Genomic DNA, 23021 nt, shown 5'->3' on the forward strand with positions numbered 1-23021 from the left:
AAAAAGGCATCCGGTAAGGATGCCTTTTTTATGTTACAAATTTCCCGGTTCTTCATTCACGAACCGGTCAGACCGGTAAAAAGCATACAAATCGGTACCACAAAACGGACAATACCGGATGTTCAACCGCTTCACCTCCTGCCCCACACTATACCCGGGCGTTACGTAAAAACGGTAAACATGCCGGCCGTCTGGCCGCTCGTCGGGATGCCGCTTCACCACGCGCAAATTCATCCCGTCCTCGCGCGATACCTCATGTCTAATGCCAAACCTGGCACAACAATATTGATGATACATAGGCGCTGTTTTCATAGTCAGGTGTAAAAAATGGTTTCGAAGGGTAGATTGCGACAGCTTATGGGGCATGATTCATTTCATTATGGCCGTCAAAAACAGGCGCTTCGGCGCAAGGGAAGATGCGGATAAACAAACACATTTGCTTGGGTTTTGGAATAAGGAAGTAACTAAATCGGTAATGCCGGGGCTGGAACTAAAGCTATATCTCGAACACGAATCCATGCTGGGTCAATGCATCGTACTTTTTCCTGTCGAACCGGTACAGATGCGCCCCTTTTTTGGAAGTGCTTTTGTCTTTCTCGTCCAGTTTCTCAAGAATGTCCATCGCCAGGATTTTCTTCCTAAAGTTACGTTTATCTAACGGCCGTTGATAAATTTCTTCGTACAAATTTCTCAATTGCGGCAGGGAAAATTTTTCCGGAAGCAGCTCGAAGCCGAGGGGGTGGAATTTGGCCCGGTCGCGCAGGCGCTCCAGGGCGTCGCGAAGCATTTCGTTATGGTCGAAAATAAGTTCGGGGATTTGATGGAGGCTGAGCCAATGCGCGCCATGCTGCTGGGCCAGGAGCTTGTCGTGCTCACTGATGCGGATGAGGGCGTAATAGGCCAGCGAGATCACGCGGGCGCCAGTATCACGGCCGGCATCGCCGTAGGCGCGGAGCTGGTCCATAAAAATGTCGCGGATGCCCGTCGTTTGCCGCAACACGCGAATAGCCGCATGGTCCGTACTTTCATTTTCCTGGACGAAGCCTCCCACCAGCGAAAACGCGCCGGCAAGCGGGGCCACTTTCCGCTGGATGATCAACAGTTTCAGTTTCCCGTCTTCAAACCCGAAAATGATACAATCCACCGCCACCAGGTGGTGAGGCGCATTGGCGTAAAACGATGCAAGGCTCATTAGCTCCGATTATGGCTGTAAAATAAGGGGAATTATTTTTTCCATCCTGTATATTCGATGAAATCGGTGGACGGTATCCGCGGCACCCCCTGCTGGCGCAACATCGTCACCAGTTGCCCCCGATGGAACGCGCTGTGCGTGAACGCCTGCATCAATATCCGCGTCACCGGCGACTTGCAAACGCCTTTCACCGGACTGTTGAATTCCACCGTATGCGCCAGTTTCGCGTCAGACGCGCCCGCCACGAACGCCTTCAACGCCTCGCTCTGCCTTACGAACAACCCGGCCAGTTCCTCCATACCACCACTGAAACCCGCCGCCGGAGGCACTACCGGGCTCGCCAGCAGCAACCGCTGGTACCAGACGCTTTCCGCATTCCAGACATGCAACACCGTTTTCCGCAATGTCGGGAAACTGCTGCCCATGTCGCGGTCCAGCTGCTCATCGGGCAATGCCGCCATCACCTTCATCAGCCGGCCGTTGGCCCAGGCGTTATGCCCGGCCAGTTGCACCAGGAGATCCTTCATTAATATCTTATTTTTACGTTCCGTTGTTTACCTTAACAAGATAATCATTACCAAAAAATAATTCAAACGATATGAACCCTTCACCACTCACTGGCTTCAGTTCCGTCTGCATCCACGCCGGTCACGAACAGGACCCCAGGTACGCCCATCTCACGCCTATCTACGCTTCTTCCACCTACGTGTACGACTCCGCCGAACAGGGCATGCGCCGTTTCAGCGGCCAGGAAGACGGATTCATCTACTCCCGCTGGGATTCTCCCAATTTCCGGGAAGCGGAAGCCAAGATCGCCGCGCTCGAAGCTTTCGGGCTTACGGGGCCAGACGGCAACCCGCTCGTTCTCAAGGCGAAACTGCACGCCTCCGGCATGGGCGCCCTTTCCACGCTCTTCCTCGCCCATCTCAAGTCGGGCGATAAGATACTATCGCATTATTCGCTCTACGGCGGAACCGACGAACTGTTCCGCAAGATCCTCCCGCCCCTGGGCATCGAAGCCATCATCATGGACCTCCGCGACCTGAACGCCGCTGAAGACATCCTGAAAAAGGACCCTTCCATCAAAATGATGTACCTCGAAACGCCCGCCAATCCTACACTTCGCTGTGTAGACCTGGAAGTGCTGACCGGCCTGGCGAAAGCGAAAAACGTCATCACGGCGGTAGACAACACCTTTGCCACGCCGTACCTCCAGCAACCGTTCGCCTACGGGGTCGATTACGTTTTCCATTCCACCACCAAATTCCTCAACGGTCATGGCACCGCGATCGGCGGCGTGCTGATCGGGCGCGATGTGGAATTGATGAACGGCCCGGTGGAAAAGGTGCACCGCCTCCTCGGCGCCAACTCCAACCCGTTCGACGCATTTATGCTCACGCAGGGCATCAAAACGCTGGAAGTGCGCATGGAGCGGCATTGCCACAACGCGATGGAAGTGGCCGGCTTCCTCGACGGGCATCCGGCCATCGCCACCGTGAACTATCTCGGCCTTGCCGATCACCCCGATTTCATGATCGCATCGCGGCAGATGAAACATGCCGGCGCCATGCTGAGCTTTGAGCTGAAAGGCGGGCTGGACGCGGGCAAGCGGTTTATCGACAAGCTGAAAATGTGCCTCCGCGCGGTGAGCCTCGGCACCACCGATACGCTTATCTGCCACCCGGCTTCCATGACCCACTACAGCGTCCCGAAAGAATTGCGCGAGAAATACGACATCACCGACGGGCTCATCCGCATGAGCACAGGCATCGAATCGGTAACGGATATCCTCACCGATCTCGACCAGGCCCTCGCCTAAACAACTATATTTGCAGCATGATTACGATCCGCAACGCTGAAAGAAAAGATTGCGCCCGCATGATGGAACTGGTGCGGGAACTGGCATTATATGAAAAAGCACCCGAACAGGTGACGGTGACTTTGGAACATTTCGAGGAATCGGGATTCGGCCCAAACCCGGTATGGTGGGCATTTGTAGCGGAAGAAGACGGTATTGTCGCCGGAATGGCCCTGTATTATATACGCTATTCCACCTGGAAAGGGACCCGCATGTGGCTCGAAGACATCGTGGTGTCTGAAAGCTACCGTGGCAAAGGGCTCGGCAAACTGTTGTTCGACCGCCTGCTCGAAGAAGCGCGGGCAAAAGGTTTCAGCGGCATGATGTGGCAGGTGCTGGAATGGAACGGGCCCGCCATCAATTTCTACAAAAAATACAACGCCAAATTCGATCCGGAATGGCTGAACGTCAGCATCGATCTGTGATGTGGACGGAATAATAAAAAAAGCGTCCCGGCTCTGAGGAACCGGGACGCTTTTTTTATATCGTTCGGCGAAGGGTTACGCCAGCACAAGCGTATCGCTCACGCCGTCGGTCGCAACGTTCTTGTCGATTTTAGCGATGAGCCCCTGCAGCACTTTACCCGGGCCTACTTCGGTGAAGCGGGCGCCGCCATCGGCTACCATGGCCTGAACGCACTGCGTCCATTTCACGGCGCCGGTGAGCTGGGTGATGAGGTTCTGTTTGATTTCGGCGGGATTGGTCACGGCTTTGGCTGCCACATTCTGGTAAACGGGGCAGTTGGGCGAGTTGAACGCGATAGATTCGATGGCAGCCTGTAGTTCTGCCTGGGCGGGCGCCATGAGCGGCGAGTGGAAAGCCCCTCCTACCGCGAGCTCCATAACGCGTTTGGCGCCGGCGGCCTTGAGCAGCTCCATGGCTTTGGCGATGCCGGTTTTGGTGCCGGAGATCACGAGCTGGCCGGGACAGTTATAGTTCGCGGGCACCACGGTATCGTCCGTGATGGTGGCGCAGATCTCTTCCACTTTGGCATCGTCGAGCCCGAGCACCACGGCCATGGTGGACGGGGTGATCTCGCAGGCTTTCTGCATGGCGTTGGCGCGGATAGACACGAGTTTGAGCGCGTCGGCGAAGCCGAGGGCGCCATTGGCCACGAGGGCGGAGAATTCGCCGAGGGAGTGGCCGGCCGTCATGTCGGGACGGGCGTTTTCCAGGCAGAGGAACCCGATCACCGAATGGAGGAATACCGCCGGCTGGGTTACCTTTGTTTGTTTGAGGTCCGCTTCCGAGCCTTCAAACATCACGTCGGAGATCCGGAATCCGAGCAGTTCGTTGGCTTGCTCGAAGAGATCGCGGGCCTTGGGGCTTTGTTCGTAAAAAGCCTTGCCCATACCGGTAAATTGTGCTCCCTGACCGGGAAAAACGAATGCGTGCTTCATTGATATGATTAATTATCAGATGGCAAATATATATAAAAAATTATGGTTTAATCCAGCACGGAAGTGTCCGGGTCAAACCATATGTGTTTTGGATCAATATGATAACGGCTGATTAGCGCCGGCCCATGAGGTCGGAACTGATGAGTTTCATGAATTCGGCACGGGTGGCGCCGTCTTCGAACTGGCCGCTGAAAGCGGACGTGGTGGTGACGGAGTTTTGTTTCTGCACGCCGCGCATCATCATGCACAGGTGTTGCGCTTCGATCACCACGGCCACGCCCTGGGGCTGCAGCGTATCCTGGATGGCGTCCAGGATCTGGTGGGTGAGGCGCTCCTGCACCTGGAGGCGGCGGCTGAAAATGTCCACCACCCGGGCGATCTTGCTCAGCCCGGTGATAAAACCATTGGGAATGTAGGCCACGTGCGCTTTTCCGAAGAAAGGCAGCATATGGTGCTCGCACATGGAATACAATTCGATGTCTTTCACGATCACCATTTCACTGTACGCTTCCGTGAATTTGGCGCCGTTCAGCACTTCCTTCGCGTCTTGCTGGTAACCCTGTGTGAGGAACTGCATGGCTTTGGCCATCCGTTCAGGGGTTTTCACCAGCCCTTCGCGCCCGGGGTCTTCGCCCAGCAGGGCAATGCTATTGCGGTAAAACTCCTTCAACCCGTTCGTCACTGATTCGTCGTACTGCTCTTCTTTATTGTAAGCCATGTGCTGCTGTGTTTTTACTGGTTATTTACCGCCATAGTATTCCACGTAGATCTTGGAAGTTTCGTGCAACTTGATGCAATGAAGCTGAACGGTTCCCGGCAGATGTTTTTCGAGTTGTTCCCAAATGGCGATGGCCACGTTTTCCGCGGAAGTGAATTTGTCTTTCATGAAATCCACGTCGAGGTTCAGGTTCTTATGGTCGAGCTTCTCAACCACCACATCGTTGATCAGGACCCCTAACGTTTTGGCGTTGAATACAAAACCGGTTTCAGGATCGGGTACGCCTTTTACCGTTACGTGCAGTTCATAGTTGTGCCCATGCCAGTTGTCGTTGGCGCATTTGCCGAAAACTTCGTGGTTTTGCTCCTTGCTCCACTGCGGATTGTACAACTTGTGCGCGGCATTAAAATGCTCGACGCGCGTCAAATAGATCATTTGTTCCTTGATAAATTTCTGCAAAGTTAAAGCAATTCGTCGAAAACGTACCTTTATGGGATGAAACTGCTCGTTGCCGCCGCTACGGAGGCGGAAATCCAACCCACGATCGCCTGGCTGAAGGAATCCGGAAGAACGGACGTAGAAACGGTTATCACGGGCATCGGCCTGTTCAGCGCGGCTTTTGCGCTGGGAAAGCGCCTCGCGGCCGCCGATAAGCCCGCTTTGGTGCTCCAGGCCGGCATCGCGGGCACTTTCGACCGGAACGTGAAGCTGGGCGACGCGCTGCTGGTGGATAAGGAGTATTTCGGCGACCTGGGGGCGGAAGACAACGGCGTTTTCCGGGACCTCTTCGGCATTGGGCTCTGGAAGCATGATCAGCACCCGTTTACGAATAATTTTTTATTGAATCCGTTTGACAGGATGCCACCGGCATTGGCGCAGCTACCCCGGGCATCCGCCGTTTCCGTCAATACCGTATCCGGCGAAGCCGTCACCATCGCCCGACTGGAACAGCAGTTCGCCCCCACGCTCGAAAGCATGGAAGGCGCGGCGCTGCATTATGCGGGTTTGATGGAAAACGTCCCCTTTCTCCAGCTGCGCACCGTATCCAATTACGTGGAACAGCGCGACAAATCGAAGTGGGACATCAAATCGGCGGTGGCCCGGCTCAACGGGCTGCTCCGCGATACGATCAACGAATGGAATAACGAACGATAAAAAGAACGATATATGCAACTGAGCTTAGGATTTTCGCCCTGCCCGAACGATACTTTCATTTTCGACGCACTGGTGAATGGAAAGATAGATACGGAGGGTTTGCAGTTCGACACCCGGCTGGAGGATGTGGAAACCCTCAACAAATGGGCCCTCCAGGGTAAACTGGACATCACGAAACTGAGCTTCGCCGCCGGTCTCCGTGTGGCGGACAAATACCGTCTCCTCAACAGCGGAAGCGCGCTGGGCCGGGGTTGTGGCCCGCTCCTCATTGCCCGGGAGCCCCTTTCCCCCGAACAGATCCCACACCTGAAAATCGCCATCCCCGGAGAAAATACCACCGCCAACCTCCTCTTTTCCATCGCTTACCCCGACGCGAAAAACAAGGACATCATGGTTTTCTCCGACATCGAACAGGCGGTGATTTCCGGCCGGGCAGACGCCGGCGTCATTATCCACGAAAACCGCTTTACCTACCAGCAAAAAGGCCTCGTAAAAATCACCGACCTCGGCGCTTTCTGGGAAGAAAAAACCGGTCATCCCATCCCGCTGGGCGGCATTTTCATCCGCAAAGACATTCCCGAAACCACCGCCCGGCAGGTAGACGCCCTCATCGCAAAATCCCTGCAGTTTTCTTTCGCCAACTACCCTACCCTCGCTCCTTATGTCAAGGAACACGCCCAGGAGATGGACGAGCAGGTGATGCGGCAGCATATCGAATTGTATGTCAACGACTTCAGCCTGAATTTAGGCGAACAGGGCCACAAAGCGATCGAGGTGCTGAAGGAGAAAGCAGGCATGCTATAGCGCTAATTCAGCATTGGTTTCAGTATTCGCATATCAGGGCTTCAGTCCCTTCCCGTACACTTCCAGCGCCCGTTTCCGCGCCATTTCATGATTGACGACCGGCTGAACGTAAGTGAGTTCATCGATCTCGGGCACCCATTTCCGGATATATTTTCCTTCCTTATCGAATTTCTGCGCCTGCAACGTGGGATTGAACACCCGGAAATACGGCGCCGCGTCGCAGCCGGAGCCCGCTGCCCATTGCCAGCCGCCGTTGTTGGCCGCCAGGTCGTAATCGAGCAGCTTTTTCGCGAAATAGGCTTCGCCCCAGCGCCAGTCGATCAGCAGGTGCTTGGTGAGAAAACTCGCCGTCACCATCCGCACGCGGTTGTGCATGTAACCGGTTTCGTTCAGCTCGCGCATTCCCGCGTCCACGATGGGGTAACCGGTCTGTCCCTCGCACCAGGCGCGGAATTCCCGCTCGTTGTTCCGCCAGGCGATGTTGTCGTATTCCTTTTTGAATGACGCATGCACCACATCCGGGAAATGCCACAGAATCATCTGGTAAAACTCGCGCCAGATCAGCTCCTTCAGGAATGTATCGTTCAGTTTCATGGCGCGGCGCACCAGTTCGCGGATGCTCACCGTCCCGAAGCGGAGATGCACGCTCAGGTGGCTCGTGCCCGGAATGGCAGGATAGTCGCGGGTTTGATCGTAATGTTTTATTAATGCGTCTTCCGGATCGGGCGCCGGGAAATCGCGGCGCGTGGGCGCGAAGCCGATGTCGGGCAACGAAGGGATGGGGCGCCCGTCCTGCAGATGGAAATTGCCGAAATACTTTTCCGTTGGATAGGATTTGACGAAAAACGGCTCCATGGCGGCCAGCCATTTACGGCTGTAAGGCGTGAACACCGTATAGGGTTCCCCGTTATCCTTCAACACTTCCCCCCTTTCGAAAATCACCTGGTCTTTGAAGGTTTTGAATGGAATGCCTTTTTCCCGGAGAAGCGCGCCGATGGCTTCGTCGCGCCTACAGGCGTATGGCTCGTAATCGTGATTGGCGAAAACCCCGGCTACATCGTACACTTCCGTGAAATACCGGAACGCGGCGGCGGGGGGGCCGTGATATACATGCAAAGTGCTTCCCAGTTTCAACAGCTGCTGCTGCTGGCCGGACAGCGCATCGTGGATGAATTGCAGCCTGCGGTCGGCCCGGTCTTCCAGGTCGTCGAGGATTTCAGTGTCGAAAACGAACACGGGCACAACGGGGCAACCGCTGCGGAGGGCGTGGTATAATGCAGCCTGGTCGTGCAGGCGAAGGTCGCGGCGAAGCCAGCAGATAACAATTTTCATGCGCAGGTTTTAACAGGCGATGCTGCTCCCCGGGCGGAAAAGTTCAAGTCAGATGGAAAATCGAAGATACGTCGAACTTACAACATGGATTCGTACAGCAAGTCGTGCAGGATGGCGGACGTGGCGTTCCCGTAACTGGTATCGCCGAATTCGCCCACCCAGCGGATGCCGTAGATGGCGTTGGTAAGAAAAATCTCGTCGGCCGTTTGCAGATCGCGCACGGTCAGCACCCGCTCCTGGATGCGGAACGGGAAATCGGTGGTGAGGATGTGTTTGCGCATCACGCCGCACACGCATCCTTCCGTCAGCGGTGGTGTGAACACATCGCCGTCTTTCACGATAAACACGTTCGCTACGGTCGTATCCGCCACGCGGCCGTATTGATTGAGCAAAACGGCTTCGGCCACCTCGTGCTGACGGGCGTACATGGCGGCCAGCACGTAAGGCAGGCAGTTGTTGGATTTGACGTTGCTGAGCTTGTCGCCGGTTTTCACGGCGTCGGGGAACACGTCCAGCGAAAGCCCCGTGCTGTTCAGTTCGAAAATATGGTCCGGCAATTCCCAGGACTGGATGAGGAAATGCGGGGTATGATCGACCGGGTCATACAGTCCCGTTCCCGCGCGCCATACGGTGAGGCGTACACGCGCCAGGTCGCTCACGCCGTTGGTCCGGCAAAGTTGCTGGATGAGGTCGATGAAATAGTCTTTCGTAAAATGCGGCGGAATATGAAAATGCAGGATATGCAAACTGGCGACCAGCCGTTCGAAATGCAGGTCCGCCAATAACAGTTGCCCCTGGTACACTTTCATGGTTTCGAAGCACCCGTCGCCATACCGGAAACTGCGGTTATCTACGGTGAGCAACGGTTTGTCGGCCGCCATAAATCTTCCGTTATAACACAATTGCATACCGTAAGTTACGATTATAAAACCATTTCGGGAACATCGCCGTCAACGACCAGCCGGCCGGCCGTTTTGGCTTTGATTTCGTCTACGCTCACGCCCGGCGCGCGTTCCAGTAGCCGGAACCCTTCGGGCGTAACATCGAGCACGGCTATTTCGGTGACGATTTTCCTGACGCAGCGCACGCCGGTGAGCGGCAGGGTGCATTGGGGCAGCAATTTGCTTTCGCCTTTGGGATTGGTGTGCATCATGGCTACGATGATGTTTTTGGCCGAAGCCACGAGGTCCATGGCGCCGCCCATGCCTTTCACCATTTTCCCGGGGATTTTCCAGTTGGCGATATCGCCCGAGTCGGAGACTTCCATGGCGCCCAGCACGGTGAGGTCAACTTTCCCGGCGCGGATCATGCCGAAGCTTTCGGCGGAGTCGAAGAAGGCGCCACCCGGCAGGATGGTCACCGTTTCTTTCCCGGCGTTGATGAGATCGGGGTCGATGCCTTCTTCCGTCGGGTAGGGCCCCATGCCCAGCATGCCATTTTCGGATTGCAGCATGATGGAAATGCCCTGCGGAACGAAGTTGGACACGAGTGTGGGAATGCCGATCCCCAGGTTCACATACATCCCGTCGCGCAATTCCTGCGCGATGCGTTTGGCGATGCCGTATTTATCAAGAGCCATAGCGAAAATCAGATTTTGACGGTTTTTCTTTCGATGCGTTTTTCGTAATCGTGCCCCTGGAAGATGCGGTGCACGTATATCCCGGGAACGTGGATCTCGTCCGGGTCCAATTGCCCGGGTTCCACCAGTTCCTCCACCTCCGCGATGGTCACATTGCCCGCCCGCGCCATGGAAGTACTGAAGTTGCGGGTGGTTTTGCGGAAAACGAGGTTCCCCATCCGGTCGCCCTTCCAGGCTTTCACGATGGCGAAATCGGCCGGCAGCGCCAGTTCCATGAGATAATCCTTCTCCCCGAAACGCCGCGTCTCCTTCCCTTCCGCAATTTCCGTCCCGAAACCCGCCGGCGTGAAAAAAGCAGGAATGCCCATCCCCGCCATGGCGATGCGCGTGGCCAGGGTGCCCTGCGGAATAAGGTCTACCTCCAGCTCGCCCAACAGCAATTGCCGCTCGAACTCGGCGTTCTCGCCCACGTAGCTCGACATCATCTTTTTAATCTGTCTTGTCTTCAGCAACAATCCCAACCCGAAATCGTCTACCCCCGCATTGTTGGAGATACACGTCAGGTTGCCTACGCCCTTGCGCACAAGGGCTGCGATACAGTTTTCCGGAATGCCGCACAGGCCGAATCCTCCGAGCATGAGGGTGGCGCCGTTGGGGATATCGGCGATGGCCTCGTCGGCGTTTGCAACGATCTTGTTCATCTTCTCAGTTTTTGTTTGTAACCGAAAGATGGAACGCCTCCCGGGGCGTTTCATGTTTTGGTGTGTATAACGTCAGAATATATTCAGTTTCAAACTATCCGGGCTGGGCCAGAACAGGGAATCCATACGGGTGCGGCCCAATTTGCGCTGTTCTCTTTCATTTCGCGCCCGGTCGGTGGAATCGATGGCTTCGCGCTTGCGGCGCACCACGTCGGCCATATCTTTATAGATCGCCTCCAGCCTGTCTGGATGCGATTCGTAAAATTGCCAGCTTTTCGTGAACGTTTCGCGGTCGGTTTTGTGAAGCAGCAGGATCTGTGCATACAGGGTTTTGCTCGCCGAATCGCGCATGGCTTCCGTGATGTCTACCGAACTGCGGCCTTCCATCATCTGCTCGCGCGCAAACACGTCTGCATAGTTCATATCCAGCAAAATATCGCGCATTTCATTTTTTCCCAATACGCCTTTCGGTGTACGGTCCGCTTCGCCGCAGGCAGCCATGAGGGCTGCGATGAAGAGGACACCCGCTATCTTTCTCCAATTCTTCATACTCTTATATTACTTCATTTGCTGGTACTTGTTGGCATTCGGCACATCGAGGACGGACAGCATCTGGATGGCCCGCATTTTTTCCTGCGGCGGCGCCTTGGAGAAGAGTTTCATCAGCTCTTCGTTCTTGGCGGCGAAAAAGCTTTGCACCACCATCGAGTTGGGCTGGTCTTCCTGGATGCCCATCAACATGTTCAGGCAATTCATGATGGCGGCGCGGCCCTTGTTCACGTCTTCGTACATCTGGTCGAGCCCCAGGCGGTGATAGGTATACATCACGTCGTGGAACCGCGCGAACTTGACGTTCAGCAGGTTGTCCTGCAGCCAGTAACGGTTGCGGTTACCTTCGAAAGCCTTCCACCCGGAAACGTCTTTTCCGTCGGGGGCGTTATTCACAATATTAAGGGCTTTTTTAAAATAATTGTCGCCGCCGCGGGGGGAAAACGAATCGTAATCCAGCCCTAAGATGATATAACAATAATAGGCGACAACCGCGGTGAGATTGGATGCCAGGGGATCGTTGCCGGAAATGCGCTGTTCGTTGAATTCCATGGGTTGGAACTCTACGTAGCGGAAAACCAGGTTGTTATCCTGGGTATTGAAAATGCTGGAGGTATAGCTCGTGTTGTAGACGGGCCGGCCCGCCTGCACGGTGAGGCTCGCGCGGTAGGTATTGTTCCCCAGGTCCTGGGTTACGTTGAGGAGGAAGTTGCATTCGATGCGTTCGGAAGTGGTGAACGCGTCGTCCGTCCACCGCCGGCCGTTGATGAATTCGTTGAGGGCGGTCTGGAGGGTGTTGAAGATGCGTTTTTCCACGTTGGTGCCCAATTGGGCGGCCTGAACGGAAACATTGGCGCGGAATTCCTGGGCGCCCGCGGCAAGGGATGCCATCAAACAAAGGCAGAAAGCGAGAAGTTGTTTACCCATGTTGCATGTCGATTATAGCCGAAACGATTTCCCTGGCAGCGTCCTGCTTGGATTGCAGGGGAAGCTGGCGCTCCTGGCCATCGGCACGGAGGAGGGTGATTTTATTGGTATCGAAGTTGAAGCCGGCGCCGGGGTCGTTCAGGGAATTGAGGACCACCATGTCCAGGCGTTTGTCGTTCAGTTTCTTCAACGCGTATTCGCGTTCGTTATTGGTTTCGAGGGAAAATCCGACGAGGGTTTGACCGTTTTTCTTCGAAGCGCCGAGAGCCCGGGCGATGTCTGCCGTTTTCTCGAGTTCGAGGTTCATTTCGTCGTCTTTCTTCTTGATTTTTTTGTCGGCTACGTCGCGCGGTCGATAATCCGCCACGGCGGCGGCCATGACGAGGATGTCCGCCTTCGGCGCGAAGGCCGTGCAGGCGTCGAACATCTGTGCGGCGGTCGTCACTTTTTCGGTGGAGACCCCGGCGTGGTGGGTTTCGCGGGGGGTGGGCCCGAGCACGAGGTGTACGGAAGCGCCGGCTTCGGCGAGGGCTTCGGCGATGGCGATGCCCATTTTACCGCTGGAATGGTTGCTGATGAAGCGTACCGGGTCTATGGGTTCCTGGGTGGGGCCGGCGGATACGAGGGCGGTTTTGCCTTTGAGGGGTTGCCCGTCCGGCCTGCCGGAAAAGAAGTTGTAGAGGAAGGAAACGATGGCTTCGGGTTCGGCCATGCGGCCTTCGCCGAAGAGGCCGCTGGCCAGTTCGCCTCGGTGAACGGGGAGCTGGCGGTGGCCATAGGCGAGCAGTTTGCCGACATTGGCCCTGGTGGCGGGGTGGAGCCACATATCTTCGTCCATCGCAGGTGCGAAAAGGACGGGGCAGGTGGCGGAAAGGTACACGGCGAGGAGGAGGTTGTCGCAAATGCCGCCCGCCATTTTGGCGATGGTGTTGGCGGATGCGGGGGCGATGAGCATGACGTCTGCCCAGCGGCCGAGCATTACGTGGTTGCTCCAGCTGCCGTGTTCGGAGATATGGACGCCGACTTCCTGTTTCGATAGGGTGGCGAGCGTAAGGGGCGTGATGAAATCGCAGGCGGAGGGGGTCATGAGCACCTTCACCTGGGCGCCTTCCTTGACGAGGAGGCGCACGAGCAGGGCAGCCTTGTAGGCGGCGATGCTGCCGGAAACGCCCAGTAGGATCTTCTTACCTTGTAACATCTGGCAAAATAAAAGCGGCAGAACAACGATATTCTGCCGCTATGAAATTAGTATTTTTCACAAATACAACGAAGGATCAGGAATACAGATCGTCGTCGTTTTTGCGGAAATAGATCTTATTGTCCAGGAATTCCTGGGTAGCCTGAATGGCGGAATTTGCCATTCTTTCGTAGAAACGGGAGATTTCGATCTGCTCTTTGTTCTCGTGCACTTCTTCCAGGTTATCCGTGTGGGAGGCGAACTCTTCCAGTTTGGAGTGGAGCTCTTCCTTCACGGTAATATTGATCTGGTTTGCCCTTTTGGCAATAATGGCAATGGATTCGTACAGATTACCGGTTCTGTTTTTGATATCGGTCGTGTTTTTAGTCTCAACCCAGGGGTTCAGGCTACTGGACAGACTCCGTTTTATTTTGCTCATTTTCCAGCGTTTTAATGTTATTTTTTGCTAAGGTAAAGTATTTTTCGGCATCCCCGCGCAATTTGCTGGAGGGATAGCGGTCATTGAACTCGAGATATTCGTTTACGACGGTTTCGTATCGCTCCTTCTGGCGGAAATGTACGCTGTTCCTGGCATAGTTATAATATGCCTTGATAGCCATGTACTTATAGCTGTCGCTCCGCTCGGAGTCCGGGTAAGCGCGCATAAGGCTTTTGAAGGCCACACCCGATGCTTTATAGTGGCCGAGGTTGTAATACAGCTCGGCGGCGTTAAAATCTTTCTGTTCCAGTTTCCGGCGGAGGAGGTCGATCACGACGGAGGCCTCGGTGGATTTGTCGGACTGGGGATAGGTGTTGATGAAGGTTTGCATGGCTGCGATGGCCTTCATGGTATTGGTCTGGTCCAGCGCAACCTTGGGGGAGAGTTTATAATAGCAATAGGCTTGCTGATAGTCGATCTCCATGGCCCGGGGGCTGGATGGCAGGGCGTCCAGGTAATTTTTGAAGTGGAAGGCGGCCTGGGTGTAATCTTTCAGGTAGAAAGAACAGTAGGCGTATTTATAATACAGCGGCTCGAATTTGTCAGTGCCTTTGAATACGGGGATCATTTCCTCATATAAGGTCTGGGCCATCTGGTACTTCTTCTTCTCGTACATTTTATCGGCATACGCTAACTTCTTGTCCAGGTCATTGCTTTTTTCAATGCGTCTGAGTTCCCGGTTGCAGGAAACAGTAGCGAGCGTAAGGGCCACAAGGCCAGCTAGTAAGAAAATTTTCCTCATAAAAAGAATCGCAAAGGTACGAATTAAAAGCAAAATCCGGACTTGACATAATGGATGGCCGTTAAAAATTTGCAAAAAAGCGGATTTCCGTCCCACGGCGCGTTTTCAACAACAAAACCCCGGTTATAAACATTTTTTCCACATACCCCCGACTTTATCCACAACCCACCTTCTCCCGCACACCTCAAACCTGCGCCTGTAGGCACGATCCTCGTGTGGAAAAAATATAGAATACATTTTTTCGGTTAAAAGTGGGAAAAAGTGTTATTTTGTGTTAGAAAATGGTAATCAGGTACTAAAACGAAGCATGACGGGCTTTTTAGGAGAATATGAATCTACGCTGGACGCAAAAGGGCGTTTCCTGCTCCCTGCCGGGTTTAAACGGCAGTTGCCGGAAGACGCTGGGGCCCAGTTTGTGCTGAACCGCGGCTTCGAGAAGTGCCTGACCTTGTACCCGATGCGTGAGTGGACGCCTATCCAGGAGAAAATTGCCAAGTTGAACGATTTTGATCCGAAAGTTAGGGAATTCCGCCGCTATTTTCTGAATGGTGCAACCATTGTGGAGCTGGACAGTGCAGGCCGCCTCAACATCCCGAAGAACCTTGCCGTACATGCGGGGCTGGACAAAGACATCGTCCTGGCCGCCGCCAACAACAAGATCGAGATATGGGACAAGGCCAAATACCAGGAGTTCTTTGATAATTTTTCACCGGAAGCCTTCAGCAATCTGGCCCAACAGGTCATGTCGCCCGACGGTAGCAATATTCCCGGGTTGTAAAAACGGTACGTATGGAAGCAGGTTTCTATCATCAGCCCGTCCTTCTCCAGGAAGTGATCGAGCATATGCAGATCCGGCCAGACGGCCTGTATATCGACGCCACTTTCGGCGGCGGCGGTCATTCCCGGGCGATACTTTCGCACCTGGGGCCGCAGGGCCGGCTGGTGGTGTTCGACCAGGACGAAGACGCCTACCGCAACCGCATCCCGGACGAGCGGGTCACGTTCGTCCGCGAGAATTTCCGGCACCTGGAGCGTTTTTGCAAACTGCATAAGGCGCTGGGCGCCGACGGGATACTCGCCGACCTCGGGGTTTCCAGCTACCAGTTCGACACGGCGGAGAGAGGGTTCTCCACGCGGTTCGACGGGGCGCTGGACATGCGGATGGACAACCGCGCGAAGCTGACCGCCGCAGACGTGCTCACCACTTATTCCGAGCACCACCTGCACCAGCTGTTCCAGGACTATGGCGAAGTGACCAATTCGCGCACGCTGGCCAAAACCATCGTTACGCTCCGGAAAGCACATCCGCTGCGGACCATCGGGGAATTCAAATCGCTCATCCAGCCCATCGTGAAAGGCAATCCGGCCAAATACCTCGCACAGGTATTCCAGGCGCTGCGGATCGAGGTGAACGACGAGCTGGGGGCATTGAAAGACCTCCTCACCCAGTCTACCGCCGTGCTCAAACCCGGCGGCCGGCTGTCGATCATCACCTTCCATTCACTGGAAGACCGGCTGGTGAAGAACTTTATGAAGAACGGCAGTTTCGAAACGGTGGACGAAAACCCGTACAGCTTCGAAACCCCGCCGAAAGTGTTCAGCCTGGTCACGAAGAAACCGGTCACGGCCGGCGCCACCGAGCTGAAAGAGAACCCCAGAAGCCGGAGCGCAAAGCTCCGGGTCGCGGAGAAACGCTAAAGTTGTTACTTCCATCCTATCATCCCCTTTTACCGAATATACTGTCAGCATCATCAATCGCTAAACACGTAAAGGTTTGCAGGAAGAAGTAAAAGACATATCAGCGGAAATACCGCAGGAAAGCACCCCGGCAGCGCCGCGGAGGGAATGGCGGCTGCGGATCAACTACCGGATGATCACGGAAAACCTCCCCTTCATCCTCTTCCTCGCCGTAGTGGCATTGGTATACATCGCCAATAATCACCTCGCCGAGAAGAAGGTCATCCGGATCAACCGGCTCAGCCGCCAGATCAAGGAACTGAAATGGGAATACCTGAGCGTGAAAAGCGAACTGATGTTCAGAAGCAAACTCAGTGAAGTGAGCAAAGCCGTGGAACCCCTCGGCCTCAAAGAACTCAGCACACCGCCCCAACGGATCGAACCGAAGGCGAAAACCGACAACGAACAATAGGAAATTCACACCGATACTGATTCTAACCCGGCAAATGGAGATTAAAAAAGACATATTATGGCGGTCGTATCTGTGCCTCATCGGCATGGGCATCTTCGCGGTCGCCATCGTCGGACGGGCCGTTTTCCTCCAGCAGGTGGAAGGCAGCTACTGGCGCAATATGTCGGACAGTCTCCACACCGCTTATATGGACCTGGATGCCGACCGCGGCACCATCTACTCCGAAGAGGGCCGCATGCTGTCTACCTCCATCCCCTACTTCGATATCCGCATCGACTTCAAAGCCGACGGCCTGCGCGATAAAAAGAAAACGGTTTTCAAGGATAACGTCGACTCTCTTTCCCGCGCACTCGCCAACCTGTTCATGGACCGCTCCGCGGCCGATTATAAAAAGATATTGCAGGAAGGCTATAAAGAAAAGGACCGTTACTTCCTCCTCAAGCGCGATATCCGCTTCGACCAGTACCAGCAGCTCCGCACTTTCCCCTTGTTCCGCCTCGGGCGCAACAAGGGCGGCCTTATCGTTGAGACCAAGAACAAGCGGATCAATCCCTTCAAGCTGCTCGCCAACCGCACCATCGGCCTCGCCCGCACCAACTCGCAGAACGTAGGCCTGGAAAACACCTACGACGCATATCTCAGCGGCGTGACCGGAAAGCGCCTCATGCGCAGGATCGCCGGCGGCACCTATATGCCCGTGGAAGGGTACGACATCGAGCCGGAAAACGGGAAAGACGTCATCACCACGCTCGACGTGAACATGCAGGACATCGTGGAAACGGCGCTCATGCGGATGATGGTCCAGAACGAATGCGTGCACGGCACCGCCATCCTCATGGAAGTGAAAACCGGCAAGATCAAGGCCATCGCCAACCTCGGCCGCCAACCCGACGGCTCTTACTGGGAAGATATGAACCATGCCATCCAGAAAGGGGAACCCGGCTCCACCTTCAAACTGGCCACCATGATCGCCCTGCTGGAAGACGGATACATCACGCCGAACTCGATGGTAGACCTTAATTACGGCCGCTGGCCCATCAACCGCCGCATCGTATACGATTCCGAACCGCATCACCTCACCAACGTAACCGTCAAACGTGCATTCGAGCGCAGCTCGAACGTAGGGATGGCCAAGCTGGTATATCAATATTATGCGAAGAAGCCGAACGAATTCTCGGCCCGCCTCCGCAAACTCCACCTGGACGAGCTCACCGGCATCGACCTTCTCGGCGAAGGCAAACCGATGATCAAGACCACGGCCAACAAAAGCTGGAGCGCCACCACCCTGCCGTGGATGGCGTTCGGTTATGAAGTGACGCAAACGCCCATGCACACCGCCATGCTGTACAACGCGGTGGCCAACGGCGGCAGAATGATGAAGCCCTACCTGGTGAACAGCATCCAGGAATACGGGCAACCGGTGAAAAACTTCGAGCCGGTGATCGTGGCAGACAGCATCTGTTCGGCTAAGACCCTGAACGCGCTGCACGATATGCTCGAAGGCGTGGTCCTGAACGGTACCGCCGCCAAACTGCAAACGCCCTATTACCGCTTCGCCGGCAAAACCGGTACCGCACTCATCGCGGATGGCAAGCGGGGCTATGCCGACAAGATTTACCAATCGTCTTTCGCAGGATATTTCCCGGCAGACGATCCGCAATACACCTGCGTGGTAGTGATCCGGAACAAGCCCCATGCCGCCAAATTCTACGGCGGCACCGTGGCAGGACCGGTTTTCCGCGAAGTGGCCGACAAGCTCTACGCCCTGGCCGTGAAGAAACCGCGTTACCTCGCGGGCAACGGCGGGCTGGATTCCATGATGGTCATGAAAGGCGGGAAAGGCAGTGAGTGGAAAAGCATAGCCGCCACGCTGGGCCTCCCTTACTCCGGCAGCCTCTCCAGCAGCAACTGGGTGAAGGCAGACGTGAAAGGGAAAAAACTGGCCTTCGAACCGGTAAAACAACAAAGCGGCACCGTTCCCGATGTAAAGGGGATGGGCCTGAAAGACGCACTGTACCTGCTGGAAAACGCAGGACTGCGCGTAGTGATCCGCGGCGCGGGAAAAGTGACCAGCCAGTCGCTCCCCGGCGGAACCAACATCGGAAAAGAACAAACGATCATTATAGAACTGAGCTGATACAGATGATGAAGACGTTGCGGGACATATTATACCAGGTGCAGATCCTGGACGTGCAGGGCAATAACGACATTGCCGTGCAGGCGCTGCATATCGACTCCCGCCAGGTAAAACCGGGCGACGTGTTCATCGCCATCCGCGGAGTGGCGGCCGACGGGCATGCCTACATCCCGAAAGCGGTGGCGCAGGGCGCCGCTGCCGTGATCTGTGAGGAAATGCCGGAGGTTACGGCCGCCAACGTTTGCTATGTGCGCGTCAGCAACAGTCACCAGGCGGCAGGTATCATGGCCGGCAACTTTTACGACAACCCGTCGCGCAAGCTGCGGCTCGTCGGCGTTACGGGCACCAACGGCAAAACCACCGTGGCCACGCTCCTGTTCCGTTTGTACACGGCGATGGGGCATCATTGCGGTTTGCTGTCGACCGTGCAGAACCAGATCGGCGAGCGCATCGTTCCGGCAACGCATACCACGCCCGACCCCATCAACCTGAACGCCCTGCTGGCAGACATGGTGAACGAAGGATGCGATTACGCTTTCATGGAAGTAAGCTCCCACGCCATTCACCAGCAACGCATCGCGGGGCTGCAATTCGCGGGCGGCCTCTTTACGAACATCACGCACGACCATCTTGATTACCACAAGACGTTCGACGAATATATCCGGGTGAAAAAATCGTTTTTCGACAACCTTCCTTCCTCCGCCTTCGCTCTCACGAACCTGGACGACAAGCGGGGGAACGTCATGCTGCAGAACACGAAGGCCCGCAAAGCCACGTACAGCCTGCGCACCATGGCCGAGTTCAAGGGAAAGATCCTCGAAAACAATCTCACCGGGCTGGTAATGCAGATCGGCGCGAAAGACGTGCACTTCCGGCTGATCGGCGAATTCAACGCCTACAACCTCCTGGCCGTGTTCGGCGCCGCCGTGCTGCTGGGAGACGATAAAGATACCGTACTGGCCGCACTCAGCAACCTGAACGGCGCGGAAGGGCGGTTCGATTACATCGTGTCGAAAAACGAACGCATCATCGGCATCGTGGACTACGCCCATACGCCGGATGCGCTCATCAACGTGCTCGCCACCATCAAAAACCTCCGCCAGGGCCATGAGCAGATCATCACCGTGGTAGGTTGCGGCGGCGACCGCGATACAACCAAACGCCCGATCATGGGTGAAGTGGCCGCCGAACATTCGGATAAAGCCATTTTCACGTCAGACAACCCGCGGTCGGAAGACCCCGCGGCCATTATCAAAGAAATGGAAGCCGGCGTAAATGTGACCCAGCGCAAGAAAACGCTGTCGATCGCCGACCGCCACGAAGCCATCAAAACCGCCGTCAGCCTCGCGAAACCGGAAGACATCATCCTCATCGCGGGGAAAGGGCACGAAAAATACCAGGAGATCCGGGGCGTGAAGCACCCGTTCGACGATAAGCAGGTGCTGCGCGAGATCCTGGAAATGTTTGACAAATAGAAGATCACGACCAATTATATGTTATACTATCTGTTCACTTATCTTAAAAACGAGTTCAACTACACCGGTACCGGGATGTGGCAGTTCATCACGTTCCGTATCACCATGGCGTTGTTGCTCTCGCTCGTGATCTCGCTGCTGCTCGGCAAGCGCATCGTGAAATACCTGCAGCGCAAGCAGATCGGGGAAACCATCCGCGACCTGGGCCTGGCAGGCGAACAGACCAAAAAAGGCACTCCCACCATGGGCGGCCTCATCATCCTTTCCGCCATAGTGATCCCCACCCTGCTGTTTGCAAGGGTGATGAACGTGTATATCCTCCTGATCCTCCTTTGCACCATCTGGCTGGGGCTGATCGGGTTTATTGACGATTACATCAAGGTATTCAAGAAAAATAAGGAAGGGCTTGCGGGAAGGTTCAAGATCCTCGGCCAGGTAGGCCTCGGCATCATCGTAGGTACCACGCTGTACTTCAATGAAAACGTGGTGATGAGCCGCGAGATCATGGACGGCAAGAAACTGGCGCCTTACGAAAAAGTGGTGAGCAACGAGCGCGTAACGCCCGACGGGCACCGCTTCGTGGACGTGAAAACGCCCATCACCACCATCCCTTTCGTAAAAAACCACGAGTTCAACTATGCCAGACTGATTTCCTGGATCCCCGGTGCGGAGAAATTCACATTCGTGCTCTACATCCTCATCGTGATCCTCATCATCACCGCCGTTTCCAACGGAGCGAACCTGACGGATGGGCTGGATGGCCTGGCGACGGGCGTCTCGGCCGTGATCGGGGTCTGCTTCGGCATATTCGCCTACGTGAGCGGCAACATCCAGTTCGCGGAATACCTGAATATCATGTATATCCCGCACCTCGGCGAGCTGTCGATCTTCATCGCCGCGTTCGTGGGGGCCTGTGTCGGGTTTCTCTGGTACAACGCTTACCCCGCCCAGGTGTTCATGGGCGATACGGGGAGCCTGGCGCTGGGGGGCATCATCGCTTCGCTGGCCATTATCGTCAGGAAAGAATTGTTACTGCCCATCATCTGCGGCGTTTTCTTCGTGGAAAGCCTCAGCGTGATGATCCAGGTGGCATATTTCAAGTATACGAAGAAGAAATACGGTGAAGGAAGACGCGTGTTCCTCATGAGCCCGCTCCACCATCACTACCAGAAACTCGGATATCATGAAAGCAAGATCGCCGTGCGTTTCTGGATCGTGACGATCATGTGCGTCGTATTCGCCATCGCCACATTGAAAATGAGATAGTCAACATGAAAAAACTCGTCATACTCGGAGCCGGAGAAAGCGGCATTGGTGCGGCCCTGCTGGGGAAAAAGCAGGGATACGAGGTATTCGTGTCTGACGGTGGCGCCATCAAAGACCTGTACAAACAGGAACTGGCGGTGAACGGCATTCTATTCGAAGAAGGGCATCATTCGTGGGACGTGATCCTCGGGGCCGACGAGATCGTGAAATCGCCCGGCATCCCCGAGAAGTCGGAACTGATGAAGAAGGTCCGCGAGCGCGGGGTTCCCGTAATATCCGAGATCGAATTCGCCTGGCGCTTCAGCAAGGATACGAGTAAGGTGATCGCCATCACCGGCAGCAACGGCAAAAGCACCACCACGGCCCTCACCCACTGGATTTTCAAGACCGCCGGCCTCAACGCCGCGCTGGTAGGGAACATCGGGGTGAGCTACGCCAAACAGGTAGCAACCGAACCGGCTGATTATTATGTGGTGGAAGTGAGCAGCTTTCAGCTGGACGATATCGTGGACTTCAAACCGAACGTGGCCATTCTCCTCAATATCACGCCCGATCACCTCGACCGGTACGCGTACAAAATGGAGAATTATGTGGAAAGCAAATTCCGCATCGCCATGAACCAGACCAGGGAAGATTATTTTATTTATTGTATAGACGACCCGGTGATCCGGGAACATATAGCCAAGAAACCCATTTATTCTACAACAATACCTTTTAGCATTATGGAACAATTGAAAGAAGGTGGATTCATAACGAACGACCAGCTGAACATTCAGGTGAAAGAAGACGAACCGGTAATTATGTCGATGTACGATCTGGCATTAAAAGGTAAGCATAATTTGTATAATTCAATGGCAGCAGGGATTGCAGGCCGCACGATGGATATCCGGAAAGAAAAGATCCGGGAAAGCCTCAGCACGTTCTCCAGCCTGGAGCACAGGATGGAATACGTAACTACCGTGCGCGGAGTGGATTTTATCAACGACAGTAAAGCCACGAACGTCAATAGCGTATGGTTCGCCCTCGAAAGCATGGAACGCCCCGTGATCCTGATCATGGGCGGTGTGGACAAGGGGAACGACTATAGCGCCATCCGCGAACTGGTCCGCGAAAAAGTTAAAGCGATCGTTTGCCTCGGGGTCGACAATCGCCCCATTCACGAATCCCTGTCCAAAGACATGGAAGTGATGGTGAATACCGATAACATGAAAGACGCCGTGGCCCAGGCCTTCAACCTGGCCAGCAAAGGCGACGTGGTATTACTCTCGCCTGCATGCGCAAGCTTCGACCTCTTCAAGAATTATGAAGAGAGAGGCCGCGCCTTCAAGGATGCGGTGAGGGAACTCTAACAACAAAAACGG

The 23021-nt window shown here is 55.2% G+C and carries 26 protein-coding genes; 11 read left to right on the plus strand and 15 right to left on the minus strand.

Annotated features, from left to right (window positions below):
* Window positions 1-33: 33 nt before the first annotated feature.
* The 3 genes from EJ361_RS20275 to EJ361_RS20285 all read right to left on the minus strand — a co-directional run bounded on the left by EJ361_RS20275 (window position 34) and on the right by EJ361_RS20285 (window position 1719).
* The gene (locus tag EJ361_RS20275) at window positions 34-297 is read right to left on the minus strand and encodes a hypothetical protein (RefSeq protein WP_164714340.1); all 264 of its coding nucleotides are present in this window, start codon (window positions 295-297) and stop codon (window positions 34-36) included.
* 199 nt (window positions 298-496) lie between these two features.
* Window positions 497-1192 (minus strand): NUDIX hydrolase, encoded by a 696-nt coding sequence (locus tag EJ361_RS20280; protein ID WP_126247683.1) that lies wholly within the window; start codon window positions 1190-1192, stop codon window positions 497-499.
* A 32-nt stretch (window positions 1193-1224) separates the two neighbouring features.
* A complete protein-coding gene (locus EJ361_RS20285; protein WP_126247685.1) occupies window positions 1225-1719 on the minus strand; it encodes a DinB family protein in 495 nt (164 codons plus the stop codon).
* Between the two features lie 71 nt (window positions 1720-1790).
* On the opposite strand from EJ361_RS20285, the gene EJ361_RS20290 reads away from it, so the two are divergent.
* Both EJ361_RS20290 and EJ361_RS20295 read left to right on the plus strand, forming a co-directional pair.
* On the plus strand, window positions 1791-3011 hold the full coding sequence (locus tag EJ361_RS20290; protein ID WP_126247687.1) for a trans-sulfuration enzyme family protein: 1221 nt from the start codon (window positions 1791-1793) through the stop codon (window positions 3009-3011).
* 17 nt (window positions 3012-3028) lie between these two features.
* Window positions 3029-3475 carry a GNAT family N-acetyltransferase gene (locus EJ361_RS20295; RefSeq protein WP_126247689.1) on the plus strand — a complete coding sequence of 149 codons (447 nt, stop codon included), beginning with the start codon at window positions 3029-3031 and terminating at the stop codon, window positions 3473-3475.
* A gap of 75 nt (window positions 3476-3550) precedes the next feature.
* On the opposite strand, the gene fabD is transcribed toward EJ361_RS20295, so the two are convergent.
* The 3 genes from fabD to EJ361_RS20310 all read right to left on the minus strand — a co-directional run bounded on the left by fabD (window position 3551) and on the right by EJ361_RS20310 (window position 5627).
* Window positions 3551-4450, minus strand: coding sequence for an ACP S-malonyltransferase (fabD, locus tag EJ361_RS20300; RefSeq protein ID WP_126247691.1), 900 nt, complete (start codon window positions 4448-4450; stop codon window positions 3551-3553).
* Window positions 4451-4562: 112 nt separating this feature from the next.
* The gene (gene folE / locus EJ361_RS20305; RefSeq protein ID WP_126247693.1) at window positions 4563-5168 is read right to left on the minus strand and encodes a GTP cyclohydrolase I FolE; all 606 of its coding nucleotides are present in this window, start codon (window positions 5166-5168) and stop codon (window positions 4563-4565) included.
* Window positions 5169-5189: 21 nt separating this feature from the next.
* Window positions 5190-5627, minus strand: a complete 438-nt coding sequence (locus EJ361_RS20310) for a 6-pyruvoyl trahydropterin synthase family protein (RefSeq protein ID WP_240646692.1) — start codon at window positions 5625-5627, stop codon at window positions 5190-5192.
* A gap of 36 nt (window positions 5628-5663) precedes the next feature.
* On the opposite strand from EJ361_RS20310, the gene mqnB reads away from it, so the two are divergent.
* On the plus strand, window positions 5664-6323 hold the full coding sequence (mqnB, locus tag EJ361_RS20315; RefSeq protein WP_126247695.1) for a futalosine hydrolase: 660 nt from the start codon (window positions 5664-5666) through the stop codon (window positions 6321-6323).
* Between the two features lie 12 nt (window positions 6324-6335).
* Complete coding sequence (locus EJ361_RS20320; RefSeq protein ID WP_126247697.1) at window positions 6336-7127, plus strand: 1,4-dihydroxy-6-naphthoate synthase; 792 nt, start codon at window positions 6336-6338, stop codon at window positions 7125-7127.
* A 33-nt stretch (window positions 7128-7160) separates the two neighbouring features.
* Here EJ361_RS20320 and EJ361_RS20325 read toward each other — a convergent pair whose 3' ends face one another.
* The 9 genes from EJ361_RS20325 to EJ361_RS20365 all read right to left on the minus strand — a co-directional run bounded on the left by EJ361_RS20325 (window position 7161) and on the right by EJ361_RS20365 (window position 14633).
* Entirely contained in the window at window positions 7161-8459 is a 1299-nt protein-coding gene (locus EJ361_RS20325) for a cryptochrome/photolyase family protein (RefSeq protein ID WP_126247699.1), read from the minus strand.
* A 77-nt stretch (window positions 8460-8536) separates the two neighbouring features.
* Window positions 8537-9340, minus strand: coding sequence for an aminotransferase class IV (locus EJ361_RS20330; RefSeq protein WP_164714341.1), 804 nt, complete (start codon window positions 9338-9340; stop codon window positions 8537-8539).
* 41 nt (window positions 9341-9381) lie between these two features.
* A complete protein-coding gene (locus tag EJ361_RS20335; protein ID WP_126247703.1) occupies window positions 9382-10038 on the minus strand; it encodes a 3-oxoacid CoA-transferase subunit B in 657 nt (218 codons plus the stop codon).
* Between the two features lie 8 nt (window positions 10039-10046).
* Window positions 10047-10739 (minus strand): CoA transferase subunit A, encoded by a 693-nt coding sequence (locus tag EJ361_RS20340; RefSeq protein WP_126247705.1) that lies wholly within the window; start codon window positions 10737-10739, stop codon window positions 10047-10049.
* A 72-nt stretch (window positions 10740-10811) separates the two neighbouring features.
* Complete coding sequence (locus EJ361_RS20345) at window positions 10812-11288, minus strand: DUF4296 domain-containing protein (protein ID WP_126247707.1); 477 nt, start codon at window positions 11286-11288, stop codon at window positions 10812-10814.
* A 9-nt stretch (window positions 11289-11297) separates the two neighbouring features.
* Entirely contained in the window at window positions 11298-12215 is a 918-nt protein-coding gene (gene porD / locus EJ361_RS20350; RefSeq protein ID WP_126247709.1) for a type IX secretion system protein PorD, read from the minus strand.
* Window positions 12208-13413 (minus strand): bifunctional phosphopantothenoylcysteine decarboxylase/phosphopantothenate--cysteine ligase CoaBC, encoded by a 1206-nt coding sequence (gene coaBC, locus EJ361_RS20355; protein ID WP_126247711.1) that lies wholly within the window; start codon window positions 13411-13413, stop codon window positions 12208-12210. The genes porD and coaBC overlap by 8 nt, the downstream gene beginning before the upstream one ends.
* Before the next feature lie 76 nt (window positions 13414-13489).
* Window positions 13490-13831 carry a DNA-directed RNA polymerase subunit omega gene (locus tag EJ361_RS20360; RefSeq protein WP_126247713.1) on the minus strand — a complete coding sequence of 114 codons (342 nt, stop codon included), beginning with the start codon at window positions 13829-13831 and terminating at the stop codon, window positions 13490-13492.
* On the minus strand, window positions 13800-14633 hold the full coding sequence (locus tag EJ361_RS20365; protein WP_126247715.1) for an outer membrane protein assembly factor BamD: 834 nt from the start codon (window positions 14631-14633) through the stop codon (window positions 13800-13802). Before EJ361_RS20365 ends, EJ361_RS20360 begins: the two co-directional genes overlap by 32 nt.
* A 307-nt stretch (window positions 14634-14940) precedes the next feature.
* Between EJ361_RS20365 and mraZ the strand changes: the two genes are divergently transcribed.
* From mraZ to murD, 7 genes are all read left to right on the plus strand, one after another.
* Entirely contained in the window at window positions 14941-15411 is a 471-nt protein-coding gene (gene mraZ / locus EJ361_RS20370; RefSeq protein ID WP_126247717.1) for a division/cell wall cluster transcriptional repressor MraZ, read from the plus strand.
* Window positions 15412-15422: 11 nt separating this feature from the next.
* Window positions 15423-16331, plus strand: coding sequence for a 16S rRNA (cytosine(1402)-N(4))-methyltransferase RsmH (gene rsmH / locus EJ361_RS20375; RefSeq protein ID WP_126247719.1), 909 nt, complete (start codon window positions 15423-15425; stop codon window positions 16329-16331).
* A 76-nt stretch (window positions 16332-16407) separates the two neighbouring features.
* Window positions 16408-16782, plus strand: a complete 375-nt coding sequence (locus EJ361_RS20380) for an FtsL-like putative cell division protein (RefSeq protein WP_240646693.1) — start codon at window positions 16408-16410, stop codon at window positions 16780-16782.
* Between the two features lie 34 nt (window positions 16783-16816).
* Entirely contained in the window at window positions 16817-18919 is a 2103-nt protein-coding gene (locus tag EJ361_RS20385) for a penicillin-binding protein (RefSeq protein ID WP_126247721.1), read from the plus strand.
* A 5-nt stretch (window positions 18920-18924) separates the two neighbouring features.
* Entirely contained in the window at window positions 18925-20394 is a 1470-nt protein-coding gene (locus EJ361_RS20390) for a UDP-N-acetylmuramoyl-L-alanyl-D-glutamate--2,6-diaminopimelate ligase (protein ID WP_317126945.1), read from the plus strand.
* A gap of 18 nt (window positions 20395-20412) precedes the next feature.
* Window positions 20413-21660, plus strand: coding sequence for a phospho-N-acetylmuramoyl-pentapeptide-transferase (gene mraY / locus EJ361_RS20395; RefSeq protein ID WP_126247723.1), 1248 nt, complete (start codon window positions 20413-20415; stop codon window positions 21658-21660).
* A 5-nt stretch (window positions 21661-21665) separates the two neighbouring features.
* On the plus strand, window positions 21666-23009 hold the full coding sequence (gene murD, locus EJ361_RS20400; RefSeq protein WP_126247725.1) for a UDP-N-acetylmuramoyl-L-alanine--D-glutamate ligase: 1344 nt from the start codon (window positions 21666-21668) through the stop codon (window positions 23007-23009).
* Window positions 23010-23021 lie beyond the last annotated feature (12 nt).

Origin of the sequence: Chitinophaga rhizosphaerae (assembly GCF_003958645.1) — a bacterium.
GTDB lineage: Bacteria > Bacteroidota > Bacteroidia > Chitinophagales > Chitinophagaceae > Chitinophaga > Chitinophaga rhizosphaerae.

Coding starts and splice junctions, on each gene's coding strand:
- EJ361_RS20340 (WP_126247705.1), bottom strand. CDS start 10,739: ATGAACAAGATCGTTGCAAACGCCGACGAGGCCATCGCCGATATCCCC.
- rsmH (WP_126247719.1), top strand. CDS start 15,423: ATGGAAGCAGGTTTCTATCATCAGCCCGTCCTTCTCCAGGAAGTGATC.
- EJ361_RS20335 (WP_126247703.1), bottom strand. CDS start 10,038: ATGGCTCTTGATAAATACGGCATCGCCAAACGCATCGCGCAGGAATTG.
- coaBC (WP_126247711.1), bottom strand. CDS start 13,413: ATGTTACAAGGTAAGAAGATCCTACTGGGCGTTTCCGGCAGCATCGCC.
- EJ361_RS20385 (WP_126247721.1), top strand. CDS start 16,817: ATGGAGATTAAAAAAGACATATTATGGCGGTCGTATCTGTGCCTCATC.
- porD (WP_126247709.1), bottom strand. CDS start 12,215: ATGGGTAAACAACTTCTCGCTTTCTGCCTTTGTTTGATGGCATCCCTT.
- mqnB (WP_126247695.1), top strand. CDS start 5,664: ATGAAACTGCTCGTTGCCGCCGCTACGGAGGCGGAAATCCAACCCACG.
- EJ361_RS20360 (WP_126247713.1), bottom strand. CDS start 13,831: ATGAGCAAAATAAAACGGAGTCTGTCCAGTAGCCTGAACCCCTGGGTT.
- EJ361_RS20390 (WP_317126945.1), top strand. CDS start 18,925: ATGATGAAGACGTTGCGGGACATATTATACCAGGTGCAGATCCTGGAC.
- folE (WP_126247693.1), bottom strand. CDS start 5,168: ATGGCTTACAATAAAGAAGAGCAGTACGACGAATCAGTGACGAACGGG.
- EJ361_RS20285 (WP_126247685.1), bottom strand. CDS start 1,719: ATGAAGGATCTCCTGGTGCAACTGGCCGGGCATAACGCCTGGGCCAAC.
- fabD (WP_126247691.1), bottom strand. CDS start 4,450: ATGAAGCACGCATTCGTTTTTCCCGGTCAGGGAGCACAATTTACCGGT.
- EJ361_RS20295 (WP_126247689.1), top strand. CDS start 3,029: ATGATTACGATCCGCAACGCTGAAAGAAAAGATTGCGCCCGCATGATG.
- EJ361_RS20320 (WP_126247697.1), top strand. CDS start 6,336: ATGCAACTGAGCTTAGGATTTTCGCCCTGCCCGAACGATACTTTCATT.
- EJ361_RS20345 (WP_126247707.1), bottom strand. CDS start 11,288: ATGAAGAATTGGAGAAAGATAGCGGGTGTCCTCTTCATCGCAGCCCTC.
- EJ361_RS20325 (WP_126247699.1), bottom strand. CDS start 8,459: ATGAAAATTGTTATCTGCTGGCTTCGCCGCGACCTTCGCCTGCACGAC.
- mraZ (WP_126247717.1), top strand. CDS start 14,941: ATGACGGGCTTTTTAGGAGAATATGAATCTACGCTGGACGCAAAAGGG.
- mraY (WP_126247723.1), top strand. CDS start 20,413: ATGTTATACTATCTGTTCACTTATCTTAAAAACGAGTTCAACTACACC.
- murD (WP_126247725.1), top strand. CDS start 21,666: ATGAAAAAACTCGTCATACTCGGAGCCGGAGAAAGCGGCATTGGTGCG.
- EJ361_RS20275 (WP_164714340.1), bottom strand. CDS start 297: ATGTATCATCAATATTGTTGTGCCAGGTTTGGCATTAGACATGAGGTA.
- EJ361_RS20280 (WP_126247683.1), bottom strand. CDS start 1,192: ATGAGCCTTGCATCGTTTTACGCCAATGCGCCTCACCACCTGGTGGCG.
- EJ361_RS20365 (WP_126247715.1), bottom strand. CDS start 14,633: ATGAGGAAAATTTTCTTACTAGCTGGCCTTGTGGCCCTTACGCTCGCT.
- EJ361_RS20330 (WP_164714341.1), bottom strand. CDS start 9,340: ATGGCGGCCGACAAACCGTTGCTCACCGTAGATAACCGCAGTTTCCGG.
- EJ361_RS20290 (WP_126247687.1), top strand. CDS start 1,791: ATGAACCCTTCACCACTCACTGGCTTCAGTTCCGTCTGCATCCACGCC.